This is a genomic window from Campylobacter sp. BCW_6465 (genome assembly GCF_001762815.1).
Classification (GTDB): domain Bacteria; phylum Campylobacterota; class Campylobacteria; order Campylobacterales; family Campylobacteraceae; genus Campylobacter_D; species Campylobacter_D jejuni.
Genome location: NZ_MJXN01000017.1, coordinates 43,590 through 69,762, shown reverse-complemented (window position 1 = coordinate 69,762; position 26,173 = coordinate 43,590). Strand labels below are relative to the sequence as shown.

The window sequence follows — 26,173 nt, the reverse complement described above, 5'->3', positions numbered from 1 at the left end:
TTACTCTCCTACTTGTTAAAATTTCATCCTGATAATTTTAAAATTATTAGGATGGATGTTTTTTTGGATAATTTAAAATTTAACCGTATATAATAAATGTGATTTTATTACTTCGAATTTATAAATTCAATTAATGAATAAAATTAAGAAAGATTTTAAAAATAAAAATTGATATTACAGGGTTTATTAGAATTTTAAGAATTCCAAGATAAAATCTTGAAATTCTTACACTAAAAAATTAAAGTGCTTTTTTTGCAGCCTCTGCAATTTTTGTAAAAGCAGCAGCATCATTCATAGCTAAATCTGCTAGAATTTTTCTATCAAGTTCAATACCTGCTTTTTTAAGACCATTGATAAATCTTGAATAACTTAAATCATTAAGCCTACAAGCAGCATTGATACGCACAATCCAAAGACGACGGAAGTCTCTTTTTTTGCGACGTCTATCACGATAAGCATAGACTAGACTTCTTTCTAATTGTTCTTTTGCTTTTCTAAAATGTTTGCGGCGTCCGCTATAAAAACCACGCGCTAATTTTAAAACTTTTTTGTGTCTGCGACGTCTAACAACGCCTGTTTTTACTCTTGCCATTTTTATTTCCTTTCATAAAGTGGCGTCCTAAAATGGAGCTTGCCCTTGAAATTTCAACTTCAAAGGGGAGTTTGAATGACTTTTGGTCAAAAACTTAAATTCCTAGCATTTTTTCAACAGCTTTTACGTTTGTGCTATGCACATATTTAGCTGTGCGAAGATCACGCATTCTTTTTGCAGGTTTTTTAGTCAAAATATGACTTCTAAAAGCTGAGCCTCTTTTGATTTTATTTTTACCTACTTTGAAGCGTTTAACTGCACTTTTAACGCTTTTCATCTTTGGCATACGCTTTCCTTATTTAGATAAATTTTTATTTTTCAAATTAAAAGAAAAGCTAAATATTATCAAATTTTTTCTAATTTTTGACTGAATTTAATTTTTAAAAAACTTGGCACACCTTTTGCTTATAAAAAATCAGCAATATTTTGGAAAGATTTAAAATGACTATAAATTCAGCAAATCCATATCAAAATTTAACCTTATCTAATCCTTTACAGAATAGCTCTGCTCTAAATTTGATTAAAGATAGCAAAGCTTTAGAACAAGAAGGAAATGAAAATAGCTTAAAACAATTAAGTTATGTTTTTAATAATACCACTTATGCTAGTGAATTTGGATTTAGAATCAATGAAGAAGGTTTTTTCAATAAAGATTTAAATAAAATTGCCAATATACCAGAATCTTATGACATCAACATTAAAAGCGTTAGAAGCATAGCAAAAGAACTCACGAAACAAGATGAAATTTTAAATTACAATAAAATTGATCTACCTTATCTTTTAAATAGCTATTATAGTTCATTAAAATCCATAAATTCAGAATTTTTACAAGATGATAATGCTTATTTAAGTCGCGATTTTATTTCAAAACTATCATCAGGTTTTTCAACAGATAATGGAGAATTTTTAGGCCAAATTTCAAGAATTTACAACAATCAAGAAGAAATTGATTTGGCATTAAGCAATATCACAAATTTAAATACTTTAATGTTAGATAATAAAATAACTAATTTTCATTTTAATAAAGCCATAGAAAATACTTCTTCTAATGAAATTTTAAAACCTTATTTAACTAAAAATGCAGAAGTATCAAAATCTGGTCTTTTAATGAATTTTATCTACCATGATATAAAAACCCAAAATGAAAAAGAATTTAACTTTTTTATGAAACCTGTCACTCTAGAACTGAGCTCTCATCAAAATTTACAAAAAATTCTTAAAGGCGAAATGGATATAGAAGATTACATCAAAAAAGAAAATGAAAAAAAGATGAGTTTTGATCTTTATCTTTATGTTAATGGCATAGATAAAAAAACAAGTACTCAAGACAAACTATCTGTATTTTTTCAACAATATATTAACTACCAAAAAGATATGGATTTAAGAGAATTTGCAAATTCAAGCTCAATATTTCAAATTTATATCGATCAAACTCGCAATGATTTTGATGCTTTTAAAAAACAATATCAAAACCAAAGTCAAGACACGCAAAGATTAGAAGAGGTAAATCAACTACGCTCTAATTCTATAGAAAATTTTCTAGATCGTCGCCAAAAACAAGCAAATATAAATAAAATTCTAAACTCTTATATGTCTGTGATGGTTTAAAATAATTTTTACAAAAAATATATAAATTATAAATATTTCAATAATAATAATTTTTATATGAGTAATTAATAAAATTTTAAGTATTGTAACATTATAATTCGCTCCCGAAAAAATATAAATATAAAAGCACTCAAAACCATGATTTATAATGAAAAAATTATTTCAATGAATAACGATCTTTTAGATCATCAACATAAAGAACTTTTTGAAATTTCTAAAAAACTCTCTTTAATGAGCCAACGTCATGTTGAAACAAAAGAATTAAAAATTGTTTTAAGAGAATTATTGGTAATGATCAATAGACATTTTTCAGATGAAGAAGCCTTTATGAGAGAAATAGAATATCCTTATATCAACCATCATACAAGAATTCACAGAAAAATTATCTTAGAAATTGAAGAAATTATCATTAGTGAAGCTAAATTTGTAAATATAATGACTGAAAAGCTAGATCTCGTTGTTCAAGATTTTATCTTTAAACATACAGTCAAAGAAGATTCAAAAATAGTAAAGTATTACGAAGAAAAATTTAAGAAATAGAATTTCTCATTTTTACTATATAAAATTCACAAAATACTTCACTTTAAAATTTTACTTTAGCATTTTATTTTTGTTATAATTTTTAACCTAATTTTTATAAATTTTTGTTATTATCCGTTTTCGAATAAAGATAAAAAATATCCTAATTAAAATTAAGGATAAATTAAGGATTTTAAAGTGAAAGTATATTTAGATAACAATGCAACGACGATGCTTGATCCTAATGCTTATGAGTTAATGCTACCTTTTTTAAAGGATGTGTATGGAAATCCAAATAGCCTTCATCAATATGGAAGCACAACACATCCTGCTTTAAGAGAAGCTTTGGACAAGCTTTATGCAGGGCTTGGAGCAAATGATTTAGATGATATAGTTGTAACCTCCTGTGCAACAGAAAGTATTAACTGGGTGCTTAAGGGTGTGTATTTTGATCATATTTTAGATAAGGAACGCAATGAAGTGATTATTTCTAGCGTAGAACACCCTGCTGTTACTGCTGCTGCTTATTTTTTAAAAAATCTTGGAGTAAAAGTCATAGAACTCCCTGTAAATGAAGAAGGGGTTTCTACTGTAGAAGATTTACGTAAGGTGATTAGCGATAAAACAGCACTTGTAAGTGTTATGTGGGCAAATAATGAAACAGGTATGATTTTTGATATTAAAGCGATGGCAGAACTTGCACATGAATTTGGCGCTCTTTTTCATACAGATGCTACTCAAGCAGTAGGCAAAATAAAGGTTAATTTGACTCAAGTAGGAGTTGATTTTGCTTCATTTTCGGCGCATAAATTTCATGGACCAAAGGGTGTGGGTGGACTTTTTATAAAAAAAGGACTTAAACTTACTCCACTTTTACACGGTGGAGAACACATGGGTGGTCGTAGAAGTGGGACTTTAAATGTGCCTTACATAGTGGCTATGGGCGAGGCTTTGCGTATTGCAAATACTATGCTTGATTTTGAAGATTCTCATATACGCCGTTTAAGAGATAAACTAGAAGATCAAATTTTAGCCTTGCCTGATACAACAGTGGTTGGAAAAAGGGAGCACCGTGTGCCTAATACAATCTTAGCAAGTATTAAAGGTGTTGAAGGCGAAGCAATGCTTTGGGATTTAAATAAAAATGGTATAGCTGCAAGTACGGGATCAGCCTGTGCAAGTGAAGCTTTAGAAAGCAATCCTATTATGGAAGCTATCGGTGCGGAGCATGATTTAGCGCATACAGCTTTAAGACTTTCTTTGTCGCGTTTTAATACTGAAGAAGAAATTGATTATGCGGCAAAACAAATTAAAAATGCAACACAGAGATTAAGAGCAATTTCTTGTACTTATGCTTATAATCCAAATAATTACAAATAAGGATGAAAAATGGGAAAAAATAGTTTAATTGGTGGATCCATTTGGGATGAGTATTCACAAAAAGTTCAAGATAGAATGAATAATCCTCAACATATGGGAGAATTTAGCGAAGAAGATGCTAAAGCACGCAACGCAAAATTGATCGTAGCTGATTTTGGTGCAGAAAGTTGTGGTGATGCGGTAAGACTTTTTTGGCTTGTAGATGAAAAAACTGATAAAATTATCGATGCAAAATTTAAAAGTTTTGGTTGTGGTACAGCTATAGCAAGTAGTGATACTATGGTAGATCTTTGCATAGGAAAAACTGTAGATGAAGCAGTAAAAATCACAAATTTAGATGTGGAATTTGCTATGCGTGATAATCCAGAAACTCCAGCTGTTCCGCCTCAAAAAATGCACTGTTCGGTTATGGCTTATGATGTAATCAAACAAGCAGCAGCTCATTATAAAGGTATAAGTCCTGAAGATTTTGAAGATCAAATTATAGTTTGTGAGTGTGCTAGAGTAAGTCTTGGAACTATTAAAGAAGTGATTAAACTTAATGATTTGCATAGTGTAGAGGAAATCACACAATATACTAAAGCAGGTGCTTTTTGCAAGTCCTGTATCAAACCAGGCGGACATGAAAAAAGAGATTATTACCTTGTAGATATTTTAGCTGAAACCAGAGCCGAGATGGATAGAGAAAAACTCAAAAATACAATGAAAAGCGATGTGGCTTTTGATGAAATGACCGTAGTAGGACAATTAAAAGCAGTTGAGAGTGTTTTAGATGCTGAAATTCGCCCTATGCTTCATAATGATGGTGGAGATTTGGAAGTGATTGATATACAAAAGGCTGAAGGTGTAGCAATTGACGTTTATATTCGTTATCTTGGTGCTTGTAGTGGTTGTTCTAGTGGAAGTGGTGCGACACTTTATGCTATTGAAACGATTTTACAAGAAGAATTAAGTCCAAATATACGCGTTATGCCGGTTTAAAAAATAGCAAGATAAAATCTTGCTATTTTATAGCTTTTGCTTGCAAATCAAGGGGTGGTAAATTTTCTATATAAATGCTACGACTTGGAAAAGCAAAAGTTAAGCCATTTTTTTCGATTATACGCATAAACTCAAGCATTAAGCTTTGTCTAGCTTCTCTAAAATCTTTTCCACCTATTTCTTTGGTATAAAAATAAAGCTCTATATTAATACTACTATCTGCAAATTCACTTAAAGCCACATAACAAGCATTTTTATAGCCTTCTAAATCATTAATAGATACAAGATTTTGACGATATTTTGTTGTATGATCGCCATATTTTAATGCGCTATCCTCATCGTGAGCTACCAAATCACTTGTATCCAAAAATTCTTTCAAATCTTTTACACATTGTTCTAGTTTTTCAGGAGTAGCATCATAACCAACGCCCAAATACATTCTAACATGGCGACCTATGCGTCTTTTACTCCAATTTTTGATATTAGCTCCCATAATAGTTGAATTTGGTAAAAACACGAGACAATTATCAAAAGTTCTAATAGTAGTTTTTCTAAGTCCTATTTCAACTACTGTTCCTTCTATACCTGAAACCTCTACCCAATCTCCTTGATTAAAACTATTATCAAAAAGCAAGAGTATAGAAGCAAAGAAATTTGCAATTATATCTTTCGCTGCTAAAGCAACAGCTAAACCACCAATTCCCAAAGATGCAATAATAGCTGAAATATTAAAACCAAGCTGAGCAAGGATATATAATAAAGCTATGATAATAATAACAAAATATAAAATTTTAATAATTAAATTTACAACTTCTTTTTTTCCACTTTTTTGAGCAAGTTTAGAAACTAGTACCATTCCATAACCATCAAGCATTTTCAAAATAAGCCATGCAATCAAAACCGCATAAATTATGTGGAAAAAATTACTTAAATTGATACTCAAAGGTGCAGGATAAGTTGCTATGGTAAGACAAATCGAAATAGCATAAACGATCAGAAAAAAACTCACTGGTTTTTTAATATTCTCAATAAAAATAACTTTAATATCATCTATATCATTTTTATTTCTATAAAAAAGCCGAACAAGGAAAAAATACACTATGTTTGCAAAAAAACGTCTTAAAGATATAAAAAATACTAAAACCAAAGCAGAAATTACTATTTTTCCGATATTAACAAAACTTACCCCAATTGCCTCATTTATACGATCTATCCAAACTTGAAGCTCGAGTAATGAAAAAATATAATTACTTTCAAGTAAGTCTGCATTCGATCGTAAATACTTAAGAATTTCAGAATAAGAATCTAAAGCGTTACCAATATATCTTTCTTTTAGGGTAATTTTTTCCAATTCTTCTGGATTTGTAATTTTACTTTTAAAACTATCTAAATTTACACTAGAAGAATTTTGTAAATTTTCCATTGCCTTATCAACAGTAGCAATTAAATCTTCACTACTTGCTGTATTTTTAAAAAGTTTTTCCACTTCAAACAAAGAAGAATAAAAACTTTCCACAATGTTAAAATAAACTAGATTAAGAGTGGCATCTGTATAAATATAGGGCTTATTAATATTCTTTTTTTGAACATCTAGTAATTTTTCTTTTGCTTTTAAAAATCTAACCACTGCCTCTTCATTAATCTTTTGTCCTACTATCATATCGGGTATTTTTGCTAAAATAGTCTTTTTGTCTTTTTCAAATTCACTTAAAATACCATTAAAAGTGCTTGAATTTTCATCATTGTTTTTCTTAAATTCTTTAATTTGATTGTTAAGATCAACATATTTTTCAACTAAAGCATAAATTCCTTCATCTTCTTTACTAATATTCGCATCAATAAATTTAAATTCTTGTGCTCCAAGGTATAAAATAAAAAAACATAAACTAAAAATAATTTTCTTCATTGAACTTTCCTATCTTGTATTAAAGTAAAAATTTTTGCTTTAAAATCGTACTCATAAATTTCACCTGTCTCTATAATATAATACCAAGCATGTACTTCTATTTTTCCTTCATCTAAAGCTTCTTGTACGCCTGGATAAGTAAGTATATTTTGCAAAGAATTTACTAAATTTAATTTTTCTGTAAGCCATGAACGCATAGCCAAATCGTCTCTTGCAAAAATCATCACATCTTTTTTTATCGGATCTAACATAGTAAGCCATTTTTTTACGTTAGGAATTTTATTTAACTCTTCATCAGAATAATAAAGAGCATTGCAACCTCCACAATTACTATGGCCACAAACGACGATATTTTTAATATGCAATGAATTTAAAGCATACTCTATTGCTGAAGTTGTCGCCAAGTAATCTTCTCCAACGCGATAAGGTGGAACTATATTTGCAATATTTCGTATTACAAAAAGCTCACCTGGACCCGTATTAGTGATCAAATTTGGAATTACTCTAGAATCAGAACAACCTATAAAAAGAGTATGGGGATTTTGCTTATTTTTTAGACTTTCAAAAAGTTCTTCATGCTCCTTAAAGTCTTCTTGCATAAACTTAATCGCACCGCTAATAAGATTTTCCATAAAACCAACCTAAAACTAAAATCTTGAAATTATAACAAAATTTCAGCAAAGATTTCATTTAAGCATTAAGATATTATATAAATTAACTTTTTATTTAGTCTAATATGTTAGATTTCGCTCAAGATTTTAAAAAATCTAACAATTTTGCAAGGAGAATTTTATGAGTCTTTATGATAGAGACTACTCAAGATCAAAAGAATTTGAAAATACACGCTCAAGCGAATTAAGTATTTTTATTAAACAAACTTATCAACTTTTTGCTGCTTCATTATTAGCTGCAACAGTAGGTGCATATGTAGGAATTTTTGCTTTAGCATCATTTTTTATACAATCACAAGTAACTTTTTGGATCCTTTTTGCTGTTGAAATCGGACTTTTATTTGCTTTGCAATGGAAAAAAAGAGAGGCTCCATTAAATCTTGTTTTACTTTTTGGTTTTACTTTCTGCTCAGGTTTAACGCTTACACCTTTACTTATTTCAGTTTTAGCTCTACCAGCTGGAGGAATTATCATCGCTCAAGCTTTTGCTTTAACAACGGTTGCTTTTGCAGGACTTAGTGTATTTGCTATGAATACAAAAAAAGATTTTACTGTTATGGGTAAAGCTTTATTTATAGTATTAATCGTTATTGTAGCAGCATCTTTACTAAACCTTTTCTTCCAAAGCAGTATAGTTAATCTAGCTATTTCAGCAGTAGCTGCAATATTATTTTCATTTTACATTCTTTATGATACGCAAAATATTATCCGCGGAAATTATGAAACTCCAATCGAAGGTGCAGTAGCACTTTATCTTGATTTTGTTAATCTTTTCGTATCTTTACTTAATATCTTAAGAAGCTTCAATAGCAGATAAGTTTTTGTGGGATTTTTCTCACAAAAACTTATCAAGTTTCAAAACTTTTCAAGTTTTATTTAGCTAAAATAATCATTTAAAAATTAACTTTTAGGAATTTTCAATGATCACTCTTTTAATCATTTTACAATTTATCATCGTTGTAGTTATTTGTATAGCAGTTTTACTTCAAAAAAGTTCAAGTATAGGACTTGGAGCTTATAGTGGAAGCAATGAAAGTTTATTTGGCGCCAAAGGACCGGCTGGATTTTTAGCAAAATTTACCTTTATTATGGGAATTTTACTTATTGCAAATACTATTGGTCTTGGTTATTTATACAATAAAGCTAGCAAGGACTCTCTAGCAGAGAAAATTAAAGTAGAAAACAACACTACTATTCCAAGCGCTCCTATTGTGCCTGCTACCCCAAACACAAATTCTATCGCTCCAAGTGCACCACAACTTCCAAGCGATGTTAATTCAAGTAAATAATTAAAGGAAATGATAATGCTAAGTGAAATTTTTAACAAACAAAAAACCCAAAGTGAAAAATCTTTAGAAGCCTTAAAAAAAGACTTCACCACTTTAAGAACTGGAAAAGTTAATACCCATATTTTAGATCATATTACAGTGGATTATTACGGAACTCAAACTCCTTTAAATCAAGTAGCAACTGTTTTAGCAAGCGATGCTTCAACTATTAGCATCACTCCTTGGGAAAAACCTTTACTAAAAACCATAGAAAGTGCTATTGCAGCTGCAAATATCGGTGTAAATCCAAACAATGACGGCGAAAGTGTAAAATTATTTTTCCCTCCGATGACTAGAGAGCAAAGAGAAGAAAACGTAAAGCAAGCTAAAGCTATGGGTGAAAAGGCAAAAGTTTCTATAAGAAATATACGCAAAGATGCCAACGATGCAGTTAAAAAACTAGAAAAAGATAAGGCAATAAGCGAAGATGAAGCAAAAAAAGCTTATGATGAAGTGCAAAAACTTACCGACACCTATACAACAAAAATTGATGAGAGTGTAAAAAGCAAAGAAAGTGAACTTTTAAAGGTTTAACGATGAATTTAGAGCAAATTTATAAAGATTGTGGTGCTTATTTAGAAGGGCATTTTTTACTAAGTTCAGGTAAACATTCGCAGTTTTATCTTCAAAGTGCAAAAGTTTTAGAGGATCCAAAATTAGCAGCAAAACTTTGTGATGAACTTGCAAAGATTATTGCAAGCTATAAGATAGAATTTGATAGCATTTGCTCTCCTGCTTTAGGTGGAATTTTAGCAGGTTATGAGCTTGCAAGAGCTTGTAGTAAACGTTTTATCTTTACTGAAAGAGTAAATAAAGAAATGACTTTAAGACGTGGTTTTGAAGTAAAAAAGGGTGAAAAATTTATAATTTGTGAAGATATCATTACTACAGGTGGTAGTGCTTTAGAGAGTGCAAAAATCATTGAAAGTTTAGGTGGCATTGTTGTAGGTTTTGCAGCATTAGCAAATCGTGGTTTTTGTGCGGTAGAAAATCTAAAATCTCCAAGAAAAGATAATGCGAAATTACCTGAAAATTTACCACTCTTTACTCTAGGAAATTTTGAATTTGAAATTTATGATGAAACAAATTGTCCGCTTTGTAAAAAAGGGAGCAAAGCCATAAAACCAGGAAGTCGTGGAAATTAAATGAAAACTAAAGCAAAAATTAGCTCTAGATGGTTAAGATTTAGAGCTTTGCTTATAGATATTTTTCTTATTTATGTTCCTATTTTATATTTATTTTATTTTATATTAGGCTCTAAAGAAGCTTTTTTAAACAACCATTTTATCACAACTTTATGTACTTTTTTATTTGGTTTGATTCAAGCTATTTTTTTAACAAAAAAGGCACAAAGCCCAGGTCTTAAAGCATATGATTTATATCTTATTGATATAAAAACGGGAAAGAAACTAAGTTTTCTTAGAATTTTACTAAGATATGTGATATTTATTATAAGTTTTGGCTTACTCTTTGGTTTATTTGTCAGTTTTGTAAGAAAAGATCGTTTAAATTTACATGATATTTTAACTCAAAGTTGTATAGCCACCAAAGCATAAAGAAAGGTTAAAAAATGCAAAGAAAAAGAATTTACAATCCAAGCTCAAACGAAACCCTAGGAGATCGTAAAGTTTTTGATGGTAACCCACATGGAATTTTAAATTTCACTAAGGCAAAATATACTTGGGCTTTAAAACTTTGGGATTTAATGGAGGCAAATACTTGGTTTCCAAAAGAAGTGGATACAACTAAAGATGCACTTGATTATCGCTGTAATTTAACCACAGGTGAAAAAAGAATGTATGATTTAGTTTGGAGTCAGCTTATTTCTATGGATAGTTTTCAAACCAATAATTTAGCAGATAATATCAACCCTTATATCACAGCTCCTGAAATCAATGCGGTTTTAGCACGCCAAGCTTATGAAGAGGCAAACCATTCAAAATCTTACGCTGTTATGGTAGAAGCGATTTGCGATAATACAGATTTGATTTATGAAATGGAAAAGCATGATGAAACTTTGCGTGAAAAAAATGACTTTATTTCAAGCATTTATGAAGAATTAGCAGGCGATGTAGATGATAATAAACTTCTTTTAGCTATGGTGGCAAATCAAATTTTAGAAGGAGTATATTTTTATAGTGGTTTTACTGCTATTTACGCACTTGCACGTGCAGGAAAAATGCTAGGTTCAGCACAAATGATCCGCTTTATCCAAAGAGATGAAATCACACATCTTTTATTATTTCAAAATATGATCAATTCAGTACGCAAAGAAAGACCTGATTTGTTCCATGATGAAAATATCAATAAAATTTATGATATGTTTAAAAAAGCTGGAGATCTTGAGATCAAATGGGGTAAATACATCACTCAAAATCAAATCATGGGCTTTACTGATGATATCATAGAAGAATATATCCATTATCTTGTAGATCAAAGATTAAGCGCAATCAATTTAGACAAGCTATACAATGCAAAACATCCTATTAAATGGGTAGATGATTTTTCAAAATTTAACGATCAAAAGAGCAATTTCTTTGAAAGTAAAGTAACGAATTATTCTAAGGGTAGTATAAGCTTTGATGACTTCTAAAACTTCTTTAGCCTTACTTTGTGATTTTTATGAATTTACAATGTCTCAAGGCTATTTCAAAAACAATAAAAAAGATCAAATTTGTTATTTTGATATATTTTTTAGAAAAATTCCAGATTCAGGATCTTTTGCTATTTTTGCAGGTCTTGAAGATATTTTAGACTTTGTTGAAAATTTGAGTTTTGATGCAGAAGATATAGAATTTTTAAGAAAACAAGGTATTTTTGATACAGAATTTTTAGATTTTTTAGCTAACTTTAAATTTAAAGGTGAAATTTATGCTATGCGTGAAGGAGAAGTGATTTTTCCAAACGAACCTTTGCTATGTATTAAAGCTACAACCATAGAAGCACAGCTTTTAGAAACTTTTTTACTTTTAAGTTTAAACCACCAAAGCCTTATTGCTACCAAAACCAATCGTATCGTGCGTGCAGCTAAAAACAGTAAAATTTTAGAATTTGGCTCACGCAGAGCACAAGGAAGTGAAGCGGCCTTAAAAGGGGCAAGAGCAGCTTTTATAGGAGGTTGCATAGGAAGTGCTTGTACTTTAGCAGGAAAAATTTATAATATCCCTATCAATGGAACTATGGCACATTCTTGGGTGCAAATGTTTGAAAATGAACTTGAAGCTTTTAAAGCTTATGTGAAAATTTATCCAAAAAATCCTGTTTTTTTGATCGATACTTATGATTGTCTAAATAGCGGACTTAAAAATGCGATTAAAGTTTTTAAAGAATTTGGTATCCAAGAAGGCGGTGTCAGAATAGATTCTGGAAATTTACTTAAGTTGAGTTTGAAAATCAGACAAGAACTTGATCAAGCAGGACTTCAAAAATGTAAAATCATAGTTTCTAACGCCCTTGATGAATGGAGTATTAAAAAACTCAAAGAACAAAATGCACCTATTGATATCTTTGGTGTAGGCGAAAGATTGATCACTGCTTCAAGCGATCCTATTTTTAGTTGCGTTTATAAACTCGCAGCCTTAGAAGATCAAGGCATAAAACCTAAAATAAAAATCAGTGAAAATAACGAAAAATCAACCCTACCTCATTTTAAAAAACTTTTTAGAGTTTATGATAAAAACACGCAAAAAATCCTTTTTGATGAGCTTTATGTTTTTGACGAAAACCCAAATCAAGATGAAAATTTAGAACGCAAAGAACTTTTAGAATTAGTCTACAAAGAAAAAAGACTTCTTAAAAAGTCATCTTTAAATACTATTCAAGATTATACAAAAGAGCAAATCTCAAAACTCGATGAGAGTTTTTTAGATCTTGATCGTTTTGTGAAATTTGAAGTAAAACTCTCGCCTAAACTTCAAAATATCACTGAAGATCTTTTAAAAACTCGTTTTTAAAATCCACATAATTTAAAGCGGATTGTTTTAGAAAGCTTATTTCTTCATTATTTAATTCACGCACAAATTTTGCAGGATTTCCAAGTATCAAAGAGCGTGGCGGAAATTTTTTACCCTTTGTTACAACGCTTCCAGCACCCACTATGCTATCTTCTTCTATCAAAGCATTGTCCATGATAACAGCATTCATTCCGATTAAAACACGATTTTTTATCACACAAGCATGGATAACGCAATTATGTCCTATGGTTACATCATCTCCTATTATTGTAGGAAAACCAGCATCTTTTAACTTTCCTTTTTCATCAAATTCCCTATGCCAAACATGCACCGTGCTAAGATCTTGAATATTGGTTCTTTTGCCAATTTTTATAAAATTAACATCAGCTCTTAAAACACAATTAAACCAAATGCTACTTTCATCTCCTATTTCTATTTCTCCTATGATTTTAGCTCCCTCTGCAACAAAAACATTTTGACCTAGTTTGGGACTATGATTTTTAAATTTTATAAGCATTTTTTTCCTTTTTATTTAAGTATAGCTAAGTTTAACTCTATTTCAACTTTTTTAGTTACAATTTTTATTTAAATTTATAGGAGAAGTAATGAACGCATTTGAACAAAAAAGATGTCAAAATATGGCTGAAGAAATTGCACAAAAAGTTTTTATCAATGAAGAGCTTTTTAATGCTTTTTGTCAAATTCCGCGTGAAATTTTTTCTCCTTTAAAAGCTCATGCTTATCGCCTTGATGCTTTGCCTTTGGCAAATTCTCAATGGATTAGTTCACCTTTAACTGTAGCTAAAATGACTATGGCTTTAGATTTTAAAAATGCTGATAGTATTTTAGAGATAGGTTGTGGAAGCGGCTATCAAGCTGCGATTTTAAGCAAAGTCATAAGGCGTGTTTTTACCATAGAACGCATAGAAAATTTAGCCAAAAAAGCCGCTCAAACTTTCAGAGAATTAGAACTTTTTAATATCAATGTAAAATTTGATGATGGACAAAATGGCTGGAAAAATTATGCTCCTTATGATAGAATTTTATTTTCTGCTTATGCGACACAAATTCCTGAAATTTTACTCGATCAATTAAGCGATGGCGGGATTTTAGTCGCTCCTATTTTACACAATGGCAAACAATTCATCACACGCCTTAGAAAAAATGGCACAAATTTACAAAAAGAAATTTTAGAAGAATGTTTATTTGTGCCTATAGTAGATGGAAAAGAATAAACTTTTTTTACAAAATTTATTAAAAACTCTTTAGAGCCTTTCTTAACTTTTCACTCATTTCATCAATATGTTCTTTTTGCAAAATCAAAGGAGGTAAAAATCTCAAATCATTCTCCCCACAACTTATCAGCAAAAGTGCGTTTTCTTGGCATTTTTGAATGATCTTGGACACTTTTATACTTTTATCAAGACTAAGCCCTTGCATAAACCCTAAGCCTTTGCGTTTTTTACAAAAATCAAATTCTTTGATCAACTCATCTAAACTTTGCTCTAAATAAGGCGTGAGTTTATTGACATTTTCTAAAATTTTTTCTTCTTTAAAAATTTCAAAAATCGCATTCATTCCTGCACAAACCAAAGGATTTCCCCCATAAGTGCTACCATGATCACCCGCTTCTAAAGAATTGCTTGCTACTTTTTGATTTATTACAAAAGCACCCACACTAAGCCCACAGCCTAAGGCCTTAGCTGAAGTCATGATATCAGGCAAAATTTGTGCGTGCTCATAGGCAAAAAATTTTCCACTTCTACCCATACCACATTGAATTTCATCAGCGATTAATAATATATCTTTTTCATCGCAAAGCTTTCTTAAGGCTTTGTAAAAATCTTTATTTGCAGGATTTATCCCACCTTCTCCTTGTACGCTTTCTAAGATAATGGCACAAGTTTTTTCATTTACCAGTTTTTCAACGCTTGAAATATCATTATATTTTGCAAATTTAACCCCTGAAATTAAAGGTTTAAAAGGCTTTTGATATTTTTCATTAGCAGTAAGCGATAAAGCCCCTAAAGTACGCCCATGAAAAGAATGCTTAAAAGCGATAAATTGTCCACCCTTAATACCTTTGTTAAAGGCGTATTTTCTAGCTGTTTTCATCGCTCCTTCTATGCTTTCTGTGCCAGAATTTGTAAAAAAAACACGCTCTAAAGCACTAGCTTTGGCTAAATTTTTAGCTGCAGCGGCTATGTTTTCATTATAATATAAATTGCTAGTATGTAAAAGTTTATCCACTTGAGCTTTGATTTTAGCATTAAATTTAGCATGATTATATCCTAAAGCACAAACGCCTATACCACTTGAAAAATCAAGATATTTTTTAGCCTTATCATCAAAAAGATAAACCCCCTGCCCTTTTTCTAAAACTATATCAAAACGCTTATAAGTAGGGATAATATGACTTTGTTCTTTATAATCCATTTTCATCCTTTAACCCACCAAAGTGCCTATACCTTCATCGGTAAAAAACTCAAGCAACAAAGAATGCTTCACGCGTCCATCTAAAATATGCACCTTTTTAACTCCATTTTCACAAGCATCAATGCAAGATTTTAATTTTACATGCATACCACCTTCTATTTTAGGAGCTAAAATTTTAGCTTGTTCAAGGCTGATTTTAGAAATTAAAGAATTTTTATCATTAAAATCCTCATAAAGCCCTGCAGTATCGGTTAAAAAAGCAAGTTTTTCAGCCCTTAAAGCCTTAGCAATCGCACAAGCTGCGTCATCAGCGTTGATATTATAAGTATTAAAATCCTCATCCATGCCAATAGGAGCAATGATAGGTAAAAAATCTTTTTCTAAAAGCTCTTCTAAAATTTTCGAATTTACCTTTTGTATCGTGCCAACAAAAGCTAAATTTACATCTTTTTTCACACATTCTAAAAGTGCACCATCTTTACCACAAAGCCCTATGGCTTTAACTCCTAAATTTTGCAAACTATGGACTAAATTTTTATTAATATGATTTAAAACCATGCTTGCTACTTCAGTAGTGGCTTTATCACTAATCCTAAGACCGTTTTTAAACTCACTCTTTACGCCTAATTTTTCACACATAGCAGAAATATCTTTTCCCCCACCATGCACAATGATAGGCTTTAAACCCACGAGTTTTAAAAGAGCTATATCTTGCATCACACAATGCTTTAGCTCTTCATCTTCCATAGCTGATCCACCGTATTTTATAAGTATAATCTTAGAATTAAATTTGCGTATATAAGGTAAAGCTTCGATTAAGACATTGGCTTTTTCTAAATATTTTTGCATGATCATTCCTTAAACATTAAAGCTGGTTTGATTATACTCATTTAAAGAAAGATCGTAATAATTCGCATCCTCTCTTAAAGTAAAACCATAATGTTTCCAAAACTCATTGCCTAAATCATTGTTTTTAAAAGCGATTAAGGCGATTTTATTGATCTTTTGAGCTTTTAAAGCCTCGAGACAAAATTTTGTCATCTCGTGTGCTATACCCTTTTTTCTATGATCTTTATGCACACATACATGATAAAATCCCCCTGTGCGTCCATCATGCCCGCAAAGTATACTTCCTACAATTTCTTCATCAATCACTGCTACAACGCTAAGATTTGGGTTTCTATCTAAAAAATTTTCTATATTTTCTTTGCTATCATCAATGCTTCTTATCCCAAAGCCTTTTATCTCGCACCAAAGCTTATAAACGACTTCATAATCACTTTTTTGCATAGCTCGTATTATCATTTTTATCCTTTACAAATTTGCAAAGAATTTAAGTCCTTCATCTTCATCAAAATCAAACATTAAATTCATATTTTGAACAGCTTGTCCTGCTGCGCCTTTAATTAAATTATCAATAGCACCAAGCACAATAACACGCCTTGTGCGTTGATCTATACTAAAATTTATATCCGCAAAATTGCTTGATTTAACCCACCGAGTCTGCGGAAACGACTGCGGCGGTAAAAGCCTTATGAATTTATTGTTTTGATAGTATTTTGTATAAATATCGCGTATATCTTGTTCTTGCAAATTCTCTTTTAAATTTGCATAAGCACTGATTAAAATTCCTCTTTGCATAGGTACAAGATGAGGGGTAAATTGTAGAGTGATTTTCTCTTTGGCCGCATAGCTTAAATGCTCTTCAATTTCGGGAGTATGGCGGTGCGAAGCCAAACCATAAGCTTTGATATTTTCATTAACTTCGCAAAAAAGATTTTCCATCTTTGCACTTCTTCCTGCTCCGCTTACTCCACTTTTTGCATCAATGATAACTGAGTTAAAATCGATGATTTTTTCTTTAAAAAGCGGATAAAGACTTAAGATAGAACAAGTGGTATAGCAACCTGGATTTGCCACCAAACTTGCTTTTTTTATCTCTTCTTTATAAAGCTCGCAAAGTCCATAAACTGCATTTTGCAAAAGCTCTTGATTAGGATGAGTGAATTTATACCAAAGCTCATAATCTTTAGGATTTTTAAGACGAAAATCTGCACTTAAATCAATGATTTTCATCTTTTTTAACAAATTCTCATTTAAAAGCTTAGCGCTAAATTCATGCGGAGTAGCCAAAAACAAAAGATCAAGTTCAAGTTCATCTAAATTTTTATTTTCAAAACATAAATTTAAAGGGGTATTAGGATAAAGATCTTGATAATTTTGTCCCACGCTAGAACTCGAACCTAAATAAGAAATTTCAACTTTGGGATGATTAAGCAAAATGCGTACAAGCTCATTACCTGCATAACCACTCGCTCCTAAAATCCCAACTTTTATTTTCATCTTTATCCTTTAAATGTAAAAGCAAATATTATAAACAAAAAAAGTTAAAAATTTTAACTATTATTCTCTTTAACCTTATCTTTATTGCTCGAAAATCAAAACATCTGAAAAAATAAAATTAATTTAATCATGCAAAATAAAAAATAATTTTAGCAACAAGAATTTAATTTTTAACTAAAATATAAAGTTGTTCATGAAGATGAATATTACGATTTTTAAGATTGCGAGAAGCTCTAAAAGTATTATATTTTTGTTCTAAAATACGACATTTTCCAAGAGTACTTAAACGCTTTAAAAAAATTTCTTTTTTTATAAAACCTTCGCAATTATAAGAAAGTAAAATCACTCTTGCTTTTAAATCATTAATAAGTTCAAATAAAGCGTCTTGGGCAAATTTTGACTTATTAAAAGTACTACGATTCCAATCTTTTGGAATGCCACTGATTTTGGAAATTTCTTCAGGTTTTTTATAATTTGCGATTAAATTTAACATAAAGTAATTAGAGCTATAAGGATGTTGATTGTAAGGAGGATCAAGATAAACCACATCAAAAAAATCAAGTTCTTTTGCAAGCATGCTTGCATCCTTTTGCATCACTTCAAATTCGCAAGAAAAATTTGAAAAAATAGGCATTTTAAGCTCTATTTCTCCTTTAATGCGTTTAAGTGCATTTTGTCCTTCGCCACCAAATTTTCCGATACCATCCTTACCCTTATAAAAACCTTTAAAAACTCCACTAGTATTTGAATGCACACTAGCTTCATAAATTAAAGGGGCTATAAAAAAATGCTTTAATTCTTTTGGAATTTCATTTTCAATTCTTTGTCTCATAGTATCAAGATATAAAGCATTTTTAAAAGTATAAAAAACCCTTTCATTTTTTTTAATATCATCATCATCTTTTGGAGCATAAAGCTCACTGATAAAACCTTTTTGAAAATCTAAATTTTGGGTTAAATTTTTATAACACTTTTTTAGATTTTGGAGTAAATCTTTGTCTTTATTAGCAAGATAACACTTATTGATAAGTTTTGAATAATCTTCTAAATCATTAGCTAAAATATAACTCGAGTATGCCTTTGCAAAGCGACTTACAATACCTGAGCCACTAAACATATCACAAAAACTAAATTTATCTTTACCAAGTTCTTTTTTAGCTACCTTAAAGCCCTTATTTAAAAAACTTAAAAGTGCTCTTTTATTTCCAAGATAAGTTATAATTTGCTCTTTTAAAAAAGAAGGATTTTCTTTCAAAATTTAAAACCTTTAAAAGCCTTATCCACAAAAGTGGATTAAGCTTTTTTTGGAGTTACAAGCATATTTACATAACGACCTTCAAAATTTGGCTCTTTATCACGATTAGCTTCATTTTCTATCATAGTCCAAATTTTTTCAAGCAAAACTACACCTGCTTCAGGAGTTGCCATTTCACGTCCTTTTAAGAACACACGAAATCTCACATGCTTACCTTGTTCTAAAAATTCTAAAGCATGTTTTACCTTGTAATTAATATCATTTTGAGCAATTTTTACAGAAAGTTTGATTTCTTTTATATCAATCACTTTTTGTTTTTTCTTTGCTTCTTTTTGTTTTTTCTCTTGTTGATAACGGAATTTACCATAGTCCATGATCTTGCAAACAGGTGGCTTAGCATCTGCAGCTATCATTACAAGATCAAGTCCTAAACGATTTGCAATTTCTAAAGCTTCATCACTACTGATAATACCATAAACTTTGCCATCATCGCCAACACATCTGATTTCATCCGCTCTTATTTCTTCATTGAGCAATACTTCTTTTTCTTTACTCAAAAGTGTACCTCACTCATTTTCTCCTTAACTAATTTAATAAATTCGTCCAAGCTAAGATTTTTTTGTTCTTTAGCTCTTCTATCTCTTAAAGCAACGCTACGCTTTGCCACCTCATCATCGCCTAAAACTAAAATCATAGGTAATTTTTGCTTTTCAGCGATACGAATTTTTTTACTTAAGCTCTCATTTTTTTCATACACCTCGCTATCGATATTAAGCTCTAATAATTCTTTTTGAATTTCTTTTGCGTAAGCAATATGTGCTTCGCCTATTGGCACTATACCCACTGCGGTTGGTGCGATAAAAAATGGAAACTCACCCGCACAATGCTCGGTTAAAATTCCTATAAATCTTTCAAAAGAACCTAAAATCGCACGATGCAACATTACAGGTTGTTTTTTTTCATTATCACTATCAGTATATTCGAGTTTAAAACGACTTGGCAGGTTAAAATCTACTTGTATGGTTCCACATTGCCACTTTCTTTTTAAAGCATCGGTGATTTTAATATCAATCTTTGGCCCATAAAAAGCCCCGCCACCTTCATCAATACCGTATTTTAAACCTTGTTCATCTAAAGCTTCTTTTAAAGCCTTAGTCGCTATTTCCCAAATTTCATCATCACCTATGGCTTTTTCAGGTTTAGTTGAAATTTCCATTTCATAGCTAAAATCAAATAATTTCATCAAATTATCCACAAAAGCTAAAATTTCTAAAACCTGCTCTTTAATCTGACTTGGCATACAAAAAATATGTGCATCATCTTGAGTGAATTCTCTCACTCTAAAAAGTCCATGCAAAACGCCACTTTTTTCATGACGATGTACCACGCCGTATTCAAAAAATTTCAAAGGCAAATCACGATAACTTCTTACATCACTTTGATAAATTTTAATATGTCCCACACAGTTCATAGGCTTAATGCCATATTCTTGTTCATCAATTTGTGTAAAATACATATTTTCTTTATAGTTTGCATAATGCCCACTGATTTTCCATGCATCTGCTTTTAAAAGTTCAGGCCCACGCACAGGCTCATAACCACGTAAACGATGGATCTTATAAAGCATATGTTCAAGTTTAGATCTAAGTCTTGCACCGTTACTCAACCAAATAGGAAGACCACCTCCGATCTCATCATCAAAAGTAAAAAGTTTAAGCTCTGTTCCAAGCTTTCTATGATCGCGTTTTTTAGCTTCTTCAATAATGGTTAAATACTCTTTTAAACTTTCCTTATCTGCAAAAGCAGTCCCATAAATTCGAGTAAGCATTTCTCTTTTTTCATCGCCACCCAAATACGCTCCTGCAACACGAGTGAGTTTAAAAAAGCGTAAAAATTTCGTATTTGGCACATGAGGACCACGACACAAATCTTCAAATTCACCTTGTTTATAAATACTTACAGCTCCATCAGGAATACGCAATAAAACTTCTTGTTTTAAATCATCATTTTGAAATTTAGCCAAAGCTTCGTTTTTTGTGATTTCATATTTTGAAATTTCAATCTTTGCTTCAGCAAGTTCTTTCATCTTTTTTTCAATTTTTACTAAATCTTCTTCGCCGATCTTACTTTCTACACGAAAATCATAATAAAATCCATCTTCTATAACAGGACCAACGAAAAATTTAGCTTCAGGATACAAACTCTTAATCGCCTGTGCCATTAAATGTGCACAAGAATGACGGATTACTTCTAAACTTTCTTTAGAATTATCAAAATAAATTTCTTTTAAATTTGTATCTTTCACACTTTGAGAGTCAATTATTGTCTCATTGTCCAAATACGCAATAACTTCTTTTTCCATATTTTTAACCCTTTGTCGCTCACTTACCCTGTGAGTGTTTATAAAGTTCTAATTTTAACTTTCTAAGACTTAATTATTTTTGAAATTCAGCTTATTTTTAAAAAAATCTTAGAATAAATTTAATATTTATTTATAGCTTAAATTCACTTCCAGCATTTAAAATCCCACTATAATACAAATAAAAGAAAACAAATCCTAAAATAATACGATAAATTCCAAAAGGGATAAAGTCGAATTTAGAAATAAATTTTAAGAAAAATTTTATAACTAAAACCGCAACAACAAAAGCAGTGATAAAACCTATGCCTAAAGGAATTAAAGAATTTGCATTGCTCAGTAATTCAGGCTCTTTATAAATACTATAAGCTGTAGCAATAATCATCGTTGGAATAGCAAGCAAAAAACTAAACTCAGCAGCCACTTTTCTATTAAATCCTAACAAAAGCCCACCAATAATACTTGCTCCACTCCTTGAAGTGCCAGGAATCATGGCTAAAGATTGAAAAATACCTATACAAAAAGCTTGTTTAAAACTTATTTCTTCTAAGGAATTGATACGATATTGTTTATTTTTGTGCGCAAGTTCTATAAGAATAAGCACAACACCACCAAAAATGAGCATTCCAACCACAACCCAACCATTAAATAAAGCATTTAAGTATTTTGCCACAAAAAGCCCTATAACTCCAGTAGGAAAAAATCCCACTGCAAGTTTTAACCAAATATCAAGCCCTTGAAACAATTTACGCCAAAATACAAAAATTACCGCCAAAATAGAACCAAGCTGGATGATAATCAAAAAACTTTTCCAAAACTCATCTATATCAATACCTAAAATAGTCGTACCTAAAATCATATGTCCTGTTGAAGAAACAGGTAAAAACTCAGTCAGACCTTCTATAATTCCAAGTATTAAAGCATATAAATTTTCCATTTTAATCCTTGAATGATAATTGCAAAAGAAAAACTATATCAGAATGGATTAAATGGGGTTTTAACCCCAAAAATTAAGCATCTTTTTTAACAATACGCTTAATAAAATATAATACAACTCCCACAAAAAAGATAAGTGCGAAAAGCTCGCTATCATGAAAATTTGCTAAATTTAAAGCTAAAGGATTTTCACTACCACCCATACTTACTGAAAATACAGTAATTCCTGCGATAATTACCCCAAAAATACTTTCACCCACTATAAGCCCTGAAGCAAAAAGCGTGCCTCTTTGCTCACAACTTGCAAGTTTTTCTTCTTTATGAGAATTTTTTGCATATTTTTTAGTCAAGTATTGCATTACAATATATTTTAAAATTCCGCCTATAACTAAAGGTATATTTACAGCAGGCGGAAGGTAAATACCTATTCCAACGGCTAAAGGCGGCAAAGACATTTTCTGTGTTCTTCTTAAAATTTTATCTATAATAATCATTAAAATTCCTACAAATACACCAAAAGCCATATAACCCCACTCTATATTGTGATGAAAAATTCCTTGAGCGATAGTACTCATTAAATTCGCTTGCGGTGCTGCTAAAGCCGATGAAGCATCCATACCTTCTCTTGGCATTGCTCCAACAAAACCATAGGCTTGATAAAGCAAATTTAAAACAGGAACTATAGCCAAAGCACCAAAAACACAGCCTACAAGTAAAGCAACTTGTTGCTTCCAAGGAGTAGCTCCGACTAAATGTCCTGTCTTTAAATCTTGTAAATTATCATTCGAAATAGCAGCTGTAGCCAAAATAACACTAGTAGTAAAAATAGCTAATGCTACTGCAAATTTAGAAAGCATAGGATCTTGAAAAAGTTCCACACCTAAAACCAAAAAAACAATAGAAGAAATAATAACACCAATAAGTCCGATTCCAGAAATAGGACTAGAAGAAGATCCTACAAGTCCTGCCATATATCCGCAAGCTGCTGCAACAAAAAAACCTATTAAAACAGAAACTAAAGTTCCAACAAATGAAAATAGCATTTGATAATAAATACTTAAGTTAGCATCTTCAATAAAACTATAAAAAGTAATAAATAAACCCACAACCATTAAAACAAAAAGTATAAAAATACTTTTTAAAGAAAGGTCTATATTTGTTCTTTCATTTTTTTCTTGATTAGTAATTTTAACATTTTTAACAATTTCTTTAATACCTTCAATAACGGGTTTTAAAAGTTCTATTAAAGTCCAAAGCGCTGCTATAGCAATAGCTCCTGTTCCTATAAGCCTTACTTTAGAACTCCATACACTAGAAGCTAAATCTACGGCATTTTTTGCACTATCGAATTCAAAATTTGAAAGATAGGGAGTAAAAATACCCCAAGCTAAAAACATACCTACAAAAAGAGCTATAGCACCTGCTAAACCAACTAAATAACCTGCTCCTAAAAGTGCCAAAGAATATCCCATAGAAAAACCAAAAGCCATTTTATTCCAAATAAAAGCAAAATTACTCTCACTTGCGGCGAGTTTAAAACCATTGCTTAATAAACTAAAAATAGCAGCTATAAAAGAGCCTAATGCTATTTCTTTAATGCCTTGTTTTCCTTTTTTATTACTCTGATCTTTATTGGCTACTTTTAAAATTTCAGCTGCGGCTCTACCCTCAGGATAAGCAAGTTTGCTTTCAACCACCATAGCCCTTCTTAATGGTATAGTAAAAAGCACTCCAAGTCCGCCACCACAAAGACATATCATAAAAGTTTGCCAAAGTGGAAATTCACTCCAATACCCACACATAAAAAGCCCTGGGATAACAAAAATAACCGATGATAAAGTTCCTGCTGCTGAAGCTTGAGTTTGAACCATATTATTTTCTAAAATATTTGAAGTCTTAAAAAGACTCAAAACCGCCATGGAGATGACCACAGCTGGAATTGATGATGAAAAAGTAAGTCCCACTTTTAACCCCAAATATACATTTGAAGCTGTAAAAATAATAGTTAAAATACTTCCCAAAATCAAACCCCTTAAGGTAAGTTCTGGTAAATTTTGTTTTTTGTACATCATTTCTCCGTTTTAAAATTTACTTTCAACGTTAAAAAATATTCTTATAAGTTTAAATTTATAATTTTTCTCTAAAGCAAAATAAAATAATACAAAAAAACGCTTATATTTTTATAAATTTTTGACTCAAAAATATCATAAAACAATGAACCAATCATTGAAAAATCAAAAGTTTTTTTATTTTAATTATATTATCCCAGCTACCTCAGCAAAAATCAAGCAAATAATACTTATACCCCATATATAAAAAAAGCTTCTTTTGATATGATCTTTAATATTAACCTCTGCTAAACCGCAACCTAGCAAAGTTGCAGGCACAACAGGAGAAATAAATGTCGCACAATTTCTTGCTATCACCATGATAATAGCTATAGTCAAAGGTTCAGCGCCAAAAGCCTTAGTTACACTCAAAACTATAGGCATCACTCCATAAAAATAAGAATCTGTACAAAAAATAATTGCCATTGGAACAGCCAATATCCCTACCATCAAAGGAATATAAGCACCTAAATAATCTGGAACAAAATTTAAAATCAAAACACCCATTTTCTCCATAATACCACTTTTATCAAATACACCTATTAATATCCCAGCACCAATTAAAGTAATATACATAAGCATTGCACCAGCACTTGCACGATCTAAAACTTTTTTAGCTATTTTTAAATTAGGATAATTAAGCGGTAAAATTATTGCAAGTCCTATCATAAAGCAAATATAACTAGGAAAAATACCACTAATTAAAAGCCCAATAACCCCAATAGCTACAAGTAAATTTAACCAAAACCATTTTTCATTATGGTGTTCGCTTTTTTCTATATTTAAATTTATTCCAGACAAGTTACCTGCGCCTGCACCTCTTTTTATTTCTATCTTAGCAATCCAAATTGCCAAAAGAAGGGATAATACCAAACCTACAATCTGAATAGGTATAATATGGTGCCAAAGCAAATTTGCATCCATTCCTATATTAGTAGCCGCTCTTAAAGTAGGACCACCCCAAGGAATAACATTCATAACCCCCATAGCCGAAGTAATAATCAATAACATTGAAGTCTTTCTTATACCTAAACGCTCATAAATAGGTAATAATGCAGGTATTACAATAAGAAAAGTAGAAGCACCTGAACCATCTAAATGTACAGCAGCAGTAATAAAAACAGTAAGAATGCAAACTTGATATACATTAGCTTTCATTTTTGATAAAAACGCATTTAAAATTTTAGTAAAAAAACCACTTGCATTTAAAACACTAAAAAAGAGTATAGAAAAAACAAACAAAGCTGCCGTATCCGTTACGCTTTTGACTCCATCTTTAATAAAAGCAACCAATGTTTTAATATCAAAAACACCTCCTTTAACCCCTAAAGCTGCACCCACGCCAAAACCAAGCTGTTCAAGAATAAGTAAAATACAAGCTACGCTAATACTTACACTTATAAAAGCTAATGCCGGAGTAGTATAATCTTTTAGCAAAAGCCAAACTATCAATCCTAATGAGAAAAAACCCAATAAAGCTAAAAAAAATTCCATATCCTATCCTTTTGTATCATTTTTATTCAATAATAAAATGGATATTTTAAGTCCAACTTATATGTGTTTAAATTTATAGCTTTTTGGAAAAAATATATTTTCTAATGTAACTATTTTAAACAAGAATAAAAAATAATTTTTAATTATTTTTGATAAAGTATTCACTCTTTTAAATTTACAACTAGAAGTAACGATAGTCAAAATATAATAAGTTGCATAATATTATCAAAACTAAAAAGTCAAAATTTTAACTTCACATTCACTTCACTTAAAAAGTTTATAATGTTATCACTTTACATTAAAG

General features: G+C 30.7%; 27 protein-coding genes. 12 read left to right on the top strand and 15 right to left on the bottom strand.

All coding sequences use genetic code 11. The annotated features are described in order from the left end of the window. Positions 1 to 238 precede the first annotated feature (238 nt). Together rplT and rpmI are read right to left on the bottom strand one after the other, a co-directional pair. Positions 239 to 592, bottom strand: coding sequence for a 50S ribosomal protein L20 (rplT, locus tag AJ886_RS01850; protein ID WP_070277553.1), 354 nt, complete (start codon positions 590 to 592; stop codon positions 239 to 241). A 94-nt stretch (positions 593 to 686) separates the two neighbouring features. Then, entirely contained in the window at positions 687 to 878 is a 192-nt protein-coding gene (gene rpmI, locus AJ886_RS01845; protein WP_002777995.1) for a 50S ribosomal protein L35, read from the bottom strand. A 155-nt stretch (positions 879 to 1,033) separates the two neighbouring features. On the opposite strand from rpmI, the gene AJ886_RS01840 reads away from it, so the two are divergent. The 4 genes from AJ886_RS01840 to AJ886_RS01825 all read left to right on the top strand — a co-directional run bounded on the left by AJ886_RS01840 (position 1,034) and on the right by AJ886_RS01825 (position 5,080). Continuing rightward, positions 1,034 to 2,200, top strand: coding sequence for a hypothetical protein (locus tag AJ886_RS01840; RefSeq protein ID WP_070277554.1), 1,167 nt, complete (start codon positions 1,034 to 1,036; stop codon positions 2,198 to 2,200). A gap of 138 nt (positions 2,201 to 2,338) precedes the next feature. Continuing rightward, positions 2,339 to 2,740 carry a hemerythrin domain-containing protein gene (locus AJ886_RS01835; RefSeq protein WP_070287057.1) on the top strand — a complete coding sequence of 134 codons (402 nt, stop codon included), beginning with the start codon at positions 2,339 to 2,341 and terminating at the stop codon, positions 2,738 to 2,740. A gap of 177 nt (positions 2,741 to 2,917) precedes the next feature. After that, positions 2,918 to 4,099: a NifS family cysteine desulfurase gene (locus AJ886_RS01830; RefSeq protein WP_070287056.1), complete on the top strand. Its 1,182-nt coding sequence runs from the start codon at positions 2,918 to 2,920 to the stop codon at positions 4,097 to 4,099. 9 nt (positions 4,100 to 4,108) lie between these two features. Continuing rightward, positions 4,109 to 5,080 (top strand): iron-sulfur cluster assembly scaffold protein, encoded by a 972-nt coding sequence (locus AJ886_RS01825; RefSeq protein WP_070243090.1) that lies wholly within the window; start codon positions 4,109 to 4,111, stop codon positions 5,078 to 5,080. 22 nt (positions 5,081 to 5,102) lie between these two features. Here the strand turns inward: AJ886_RS01825 and AJ886_RS01820 are convergent, their stop codons facing one another. Continuing rightward, positions 5,103 to 6,986 (bottom strand): mechanosensitive ion channel family protein, encoded by a 1,884-nt coding sequence (locus AJ886_RS01820; RefSeq protein WP_070283977.1) that lies wholly within the window; start codon positions 6,984 to 6,986, stop codon positions 5,103 to 5,105. Continuing rightward, a complete protein-coding gene (locus AJ886_RS01815; protein WP_002851887.1) occupies positions 6,983 to 7,618 on the bottom strand; it encodes a carbonic anhydrase in 636 nt (211 codons plus the stop codon). Before AJ886_RS01815 ends, AJ886_RS01820 begins: the two co-directional genes overlap by 4 nt. A gap of 160 nt (positions 7,619 to 7,778) precedes the next feature. On the opposite strand from AJ886_RS01815, the gene AJ886_RS01810 reads away from it, so the two are divergent. From AJ886_RS01810 to AJ886_RS01780, 7 genes are all read left to right on the top strand, one after another. Then, positions 7,779 to 8,474: a Bax inhibitor-1/YccA family protein gene (locus tag AJ886_RS01810; RefSeq protein WP_002851668.1), complete on the top strand. Its 696-nt coding sequence runs from the start codon at positions 7,779 to 7,781 to the stop codon at positions 8,472 to 8,474. Between the two features lie 103 nt (positions 8,475 to 8,577). Further along, positions 8,578 to 8,946 (top strand): preprotein translocase subunit SecG, encoded by a 369-nt coding sequence (secG, locus tag AJ886_RS01805; protein WP_070233472.1) that lies wholly within the window; start codon positions 8,578 to 8,580, stop codon positions 8,944 to 8,946. A gap of 9 nt (positions 8,947 to 8,955) precedes the next feature. Beyond that, positions 8,956 to 9,519, top strand: a complete 564-nt coding sequence (gene frr / locus AJ886_RS01800; RefSeq protein ID WP_079460285.1) for a ribosome recycling factor — start codon at positions 8,956 to 8,958, stop codon at positions 9,517 to 9,519. Positions 9,520 to 9,521: 2 nt separating this feature from the next. Then, positions 9,522 to 10,130, top strand: a complete 609-nt coding sequence (pyrE, locus tag AJ886_RS01795) for an orotate phosphoribosyltransferase (RefSeq protein WP_002854423.1) — start codon at positions 9,522 to 9,524, stop codon at positions 10,128 to 10,130. Then, positions 10,131 to 10,541, top strand: a complete 411-nt coding sequence (locus AJ886_RS01790) for an RDD family protein (RefSeq protein ID WP_002870659.1) — start codon at positions 10,131 to 10,133, stop codon at positions 10,539 to 10,541. 14 nt (positions 10,542 to 10,555) lie between these two features. Continuing rightward, positions 10,556 to 11,578 carry a ribonucleotide-diphosphate reductase subunit beta gene (locus AJ886_RS01785; protein ID WP_002870660.1) on the top strand — a complete coding sequence of 341 codons (1,023 nt, stop codon included), beginning with the start codon at positions 10,556 to 10,558 and terminating at the stop codon, positions 11,576 to 11,578. Next, positions 11,565 to 12,938, top strand: coding sequence for a nicotinate phosphoribosyltransferase (locus tag AJ886_RS01780; protein WP_083267233.1), 1,374 nt, complete (start codon positions 11,565 to 11,567; stop codon positions 12,936 to 12,938). Before AJ886_RS01785 ends, AJ886_RS01780 begins: the two co-directional genes overlap by 14 nt. Here the strand turns inward: AJ886_RS01780 and AJ886_RS01775 are convergent. Next, positions 12,907 to 13,455, bottom strand: coding sequence for a gamma carbonic anhydrase family protein (locus AJ886_RS01775; RefSeq protein WP_070287054.1), 549 nt, complete (start codon positions 13,453 to 13,455; stop codon positions 12,907 to 12,909). The two genes, AJ886_RS01780 and AJ886_RS01775, sit on opposite strands and share 32 nt — an antisense overlap. An 88-nt stretch (positions 13,456 to 13,543) precedes the next feature. Here AJ886_RS01775 and AJ886_RS01770 point away from each other — a divergent pair, with 88 nt between their 5' ends. Beyond that, the gene (locus AJ886_RS01770; protein WP_002861021.1) at positions 13,544 to 14,173 is read left to right on the top strand and encodes a protein-L-isoaspartate(D-aspartate) O-methyltransferase; all 630 of its coding nucleotides are present in this window, start codon (positions 13,544 to 13,546) and stop codon (positions 14,171 to 14,173) included. Positions 14,174 to 14,192: 19 nt separating this feature from the next. Here the strand turns inward: AJ886_RS01770 and AJ886_RS01765 are convergent, their stop codons facing one another. From AJ886_RS01765 to AJ886_RS01720, 10 genes are all read right to left on the bottom strand, one after another. Beyond that, a complete protein-coding gene (locus AJ886_RS01765; protein WP_074486872.1) occupies positions 14,193 to 15,380 on the bottom strand; it encodes an aspartate aminotransferase family protein in 1,188 nt (395 codons plus the stop codon). Positions 15,381 to 15,383: 3 nt separating this feature from the next. Then, positions 15,384 to 16,229, bottom strand: coding sequence for an acetylglutamate kinase (argB, locus tag AJ886_RS01760; RefSeq protein WP_074470015.1), 846 nt, complete (start codon positions 16,227 to 16,229; stop codon positions 15,384 to 15,386). A gap of 3 nt (positions 16,230 to 16,232) precedes the next feature. After that, a complete protein-coding gene (locus tag AJ886_RS01755; protein ID WP_002861018.1) occupies positions 16,233 to 16,679 on the bottom strand; it encodes a GNAT family N-acetyltransferase in 447 nt (148 codons plus the stop codon). A gap of 9 nt (positions 16,680 to 16,688) precedes the next feature. After that, positions 16,689 to 17,717 (bottom strand): N-acetyl-gamma-glutamyl-phosphate reductase, encoded by a 1,029-nt coding sequence (argC, locus tag AJ886_RS01750; protein ID WP_002861017.1) that lies wholly within the window; start codon positions 17,715 to 17,717, stop codon positions 16,689 to 16,691. Between the two features lie 163 nt (positions 17,718 to 17,880). Then, entirely contained in the window at positions 17,881 to 18,972 is a 1,092-nt protein-coding gene (locus tag AJ886_RS01745) for a DNA adenine methylase (RefSeq protein ID WP_002870664.1), read from the bottom strand. Positions 18,973 to 19,010: 38 nt separating this feature from the next. Then, positions 19,011 to 19,529, bottom strand: coding sequence for a translation initiation factor IF-3 (infC, locus tag AJ886_RS01740; RefSeq protein WP_002861015.1), 519 nt, complete (start codon positions 19,527 to 19,529; stop codon positions 19,011 to 19,013). Next, entirely contained in the window at positions 19,526 to 21,334 is a 1,809-nt protein-coding gene (gene thrS, locus AJ886_RS01735; RefSeq protein WP_002861014.1) for a threonine--tRNA ligase, read from the bottom strand. The genes infC and thrS overlap by 4 nt, the downstream gene beginning before the upstream one ends. Positions 21,335 to 21,464: 130 nt before the next feature. Further along, on the bottom strand, positions 21,465 to 22,268 hold the full coding sequence (locus tag AJ886_RS01730; RefSeq protein ID WP_041159997.1) for an undecaprenyl-diphosphate phosphatase: 804 nt from the start codon (positions 22,266 to 22,268) through the stop codon (positions 21,465 to 21,467). Between the two features lie 73 nt (positions 22,269 to 22,341). Continuing rightward, the gene (locus AJ886_RS01725; RefSeq protein ID WP_083267232.1) at positions 22,342 to 24,339 is read right to left on the bottom strand and encodes an OPT family oligopeptide transporter; all 1,998 of its coding nucleotides are present in this window, start codon (positions 24,337 to 24,339) and stop codon (positions 22,342 to 22,344) included. Positions 24,340 to 24,522: 183 nt separating this feature from the next. Next, positions 24,523 to 25,869, bottom strand: a complete 1,347-nt coding sequence (locus AJ886_RS01720) for a CitMHS family transporter (RefSeq protein ID WP_002880928.1) — start codon at positions 25,867 to 25,869, stop codon at positions 24,523 to 24,525. Positions 25,870 to 26,173 lie beyond the last annotated feature (304 nt).

Coding starts and splice junctions, on each gene's coding strand:
- rplT (WP_070277553.1), bottom strand. CDS start 592: ATGGCAAGAGTAAAAACAGGCGTTGTTAGACGTCGCAGACACAAAAAA.
- rpmI (WP_002777995.1), bottom strand. CDS start 878: ATGCCAAAGATGAAAAGCGTTAAAAGTGCAGTTAAACGCTTCAAAGTA.
- AJ886_RS01840 (WP_070277554.1), top strand. CDS start 1,034: ATGACTATAAATTCAGCAAATCCATATCAAAATTTAACCTTATCTAAT.
- AJ886_RS01835 (WP_070287057.1), top strand. CDS start 2,339: ATGATTTATAATGAAAAAATTATTTCAATGAATAACGATCTTTTAGAT.
- AJ886_RS01825 (WP_070243090.1), top strand. CDS start 4,109: ATGGGAAAAAATAGTTTAATTGGTGGATCCATTTGGGATGAGTATTCA.
- AJ886_RS01820 (WP_070283977.1), bottom strand. CDS start 6,986: ATGAAGAAAATTATTTTTAGTTTATGTTTTTTTATTTTATACCTTGGA.
- AJ886_RS01815 (WP_002851887.1), bottom strand. CDS start 7,618: ATGGAAAATCTTATTAGCGGTGCGATTAAGTTTATGCAAGAAGACTTT.
- AJ886_RS01810 (WP_002851668.1), top strand. CDS start 7,779: ATGAGTCTTTATGATAGAGACTACTCAAGATCAAAAGAATTTGAAAAT.
- secG (WP_070233472.1), top strand. CDS start 8,578: ATGATCACTCTTTTAATCATTTTACAATTTATCATCGTTGTAGTTATT.
- frr (WP_079460285.1), top strand. CDS start 8,956: ATGATAATGCTAAGTGAAATTTTTAACAAACAAAAAACCCAAAGTGAA.
- pyrE (WP_002854423.1), top strand. CDS start 9,522: ATGAATTTAGAGCAAATTTATAAAGATTGTGGTGCTTATTTAGAAGGG.
- AJ886_RS01790 (WP_002870659.1), top strand. CDS start 10,131: ATGAAAACTAAAGCAAAAATTAGCTCTAGATGGTTAAGATTTAGAGCT.
- AJ886_RS01785 (WP_002870660.1), top strand. CDS start 10,556: ATGCAAAGAAAAAGAATTTACAATCCAAGCTCAAACGAAACCCTAGGA.
- AJ886_RS01775 (WP_070287054.1), bottom strand. CDS start 13,455: ATGCTTATAAAATTTAAAAATCATAGTCCCAAACTAGGTCAAAATGTT.
- AJ886_RS01770 (WP_002861021.1), top strand. CDS start 13,544: ATGAACGCATTTGAACAAAAAAGATGTCAAAATATGGCTGAAGAAATT.
- AJ886_RS01765 (WP_074486872.1), bottom strand. CDS start 15,380: ATGAAAATGGATTATAAAGAACAAAGTCATATTATCCCTACTTATAAG.
- argB (WP_074470015.1), bottom strand. CDS start 16,229: ATGATCATGCAAAAATATTTAGAAAAAGCCAATGTCTTAATCGAAGCT.
- AJ886_RS01755 (WP_002861018.1), bottom strand. CDS start 16,679: ATGATAATACGAGCTATGCAAAAAAGTGATTATGAAGTCGTTTATAAG.
- argC (WP_002861017.1), bottom strand. CDS start 17,717: ATGAAAATAAAAGTTGGGATTTTAGGAGCGAGTGGTTATGCAGGTAAT.
- thrS (WP_002861014.1), bottom strand. CDS start 21,334: ATGGAAAAAGAAGTTATTGCGTATTTGGACAATGAGACAATAATTGAC.
- AJ886_RS01730 (WP_041159997.1), bottom strand. CDS start 22,268: ATGGAAAATTTATATGCTTTAATACTTGGAATTATAGAAGGTCTGACT.
- AJ886_RS01725 (WP_083267232.1), bottom strand. CDS start 24,339: ATGATGTACAAAAAACAAAATTTACCAGAACTTACCTTAAGGGGTTTG.
- AJ886_RS01720 (WP_002880928.1), bottom strand. CDS start 25,869: ATGGAATTTTTTTTAGCTTTATTGGGTTTTTTCTCATTAGGATTGATA.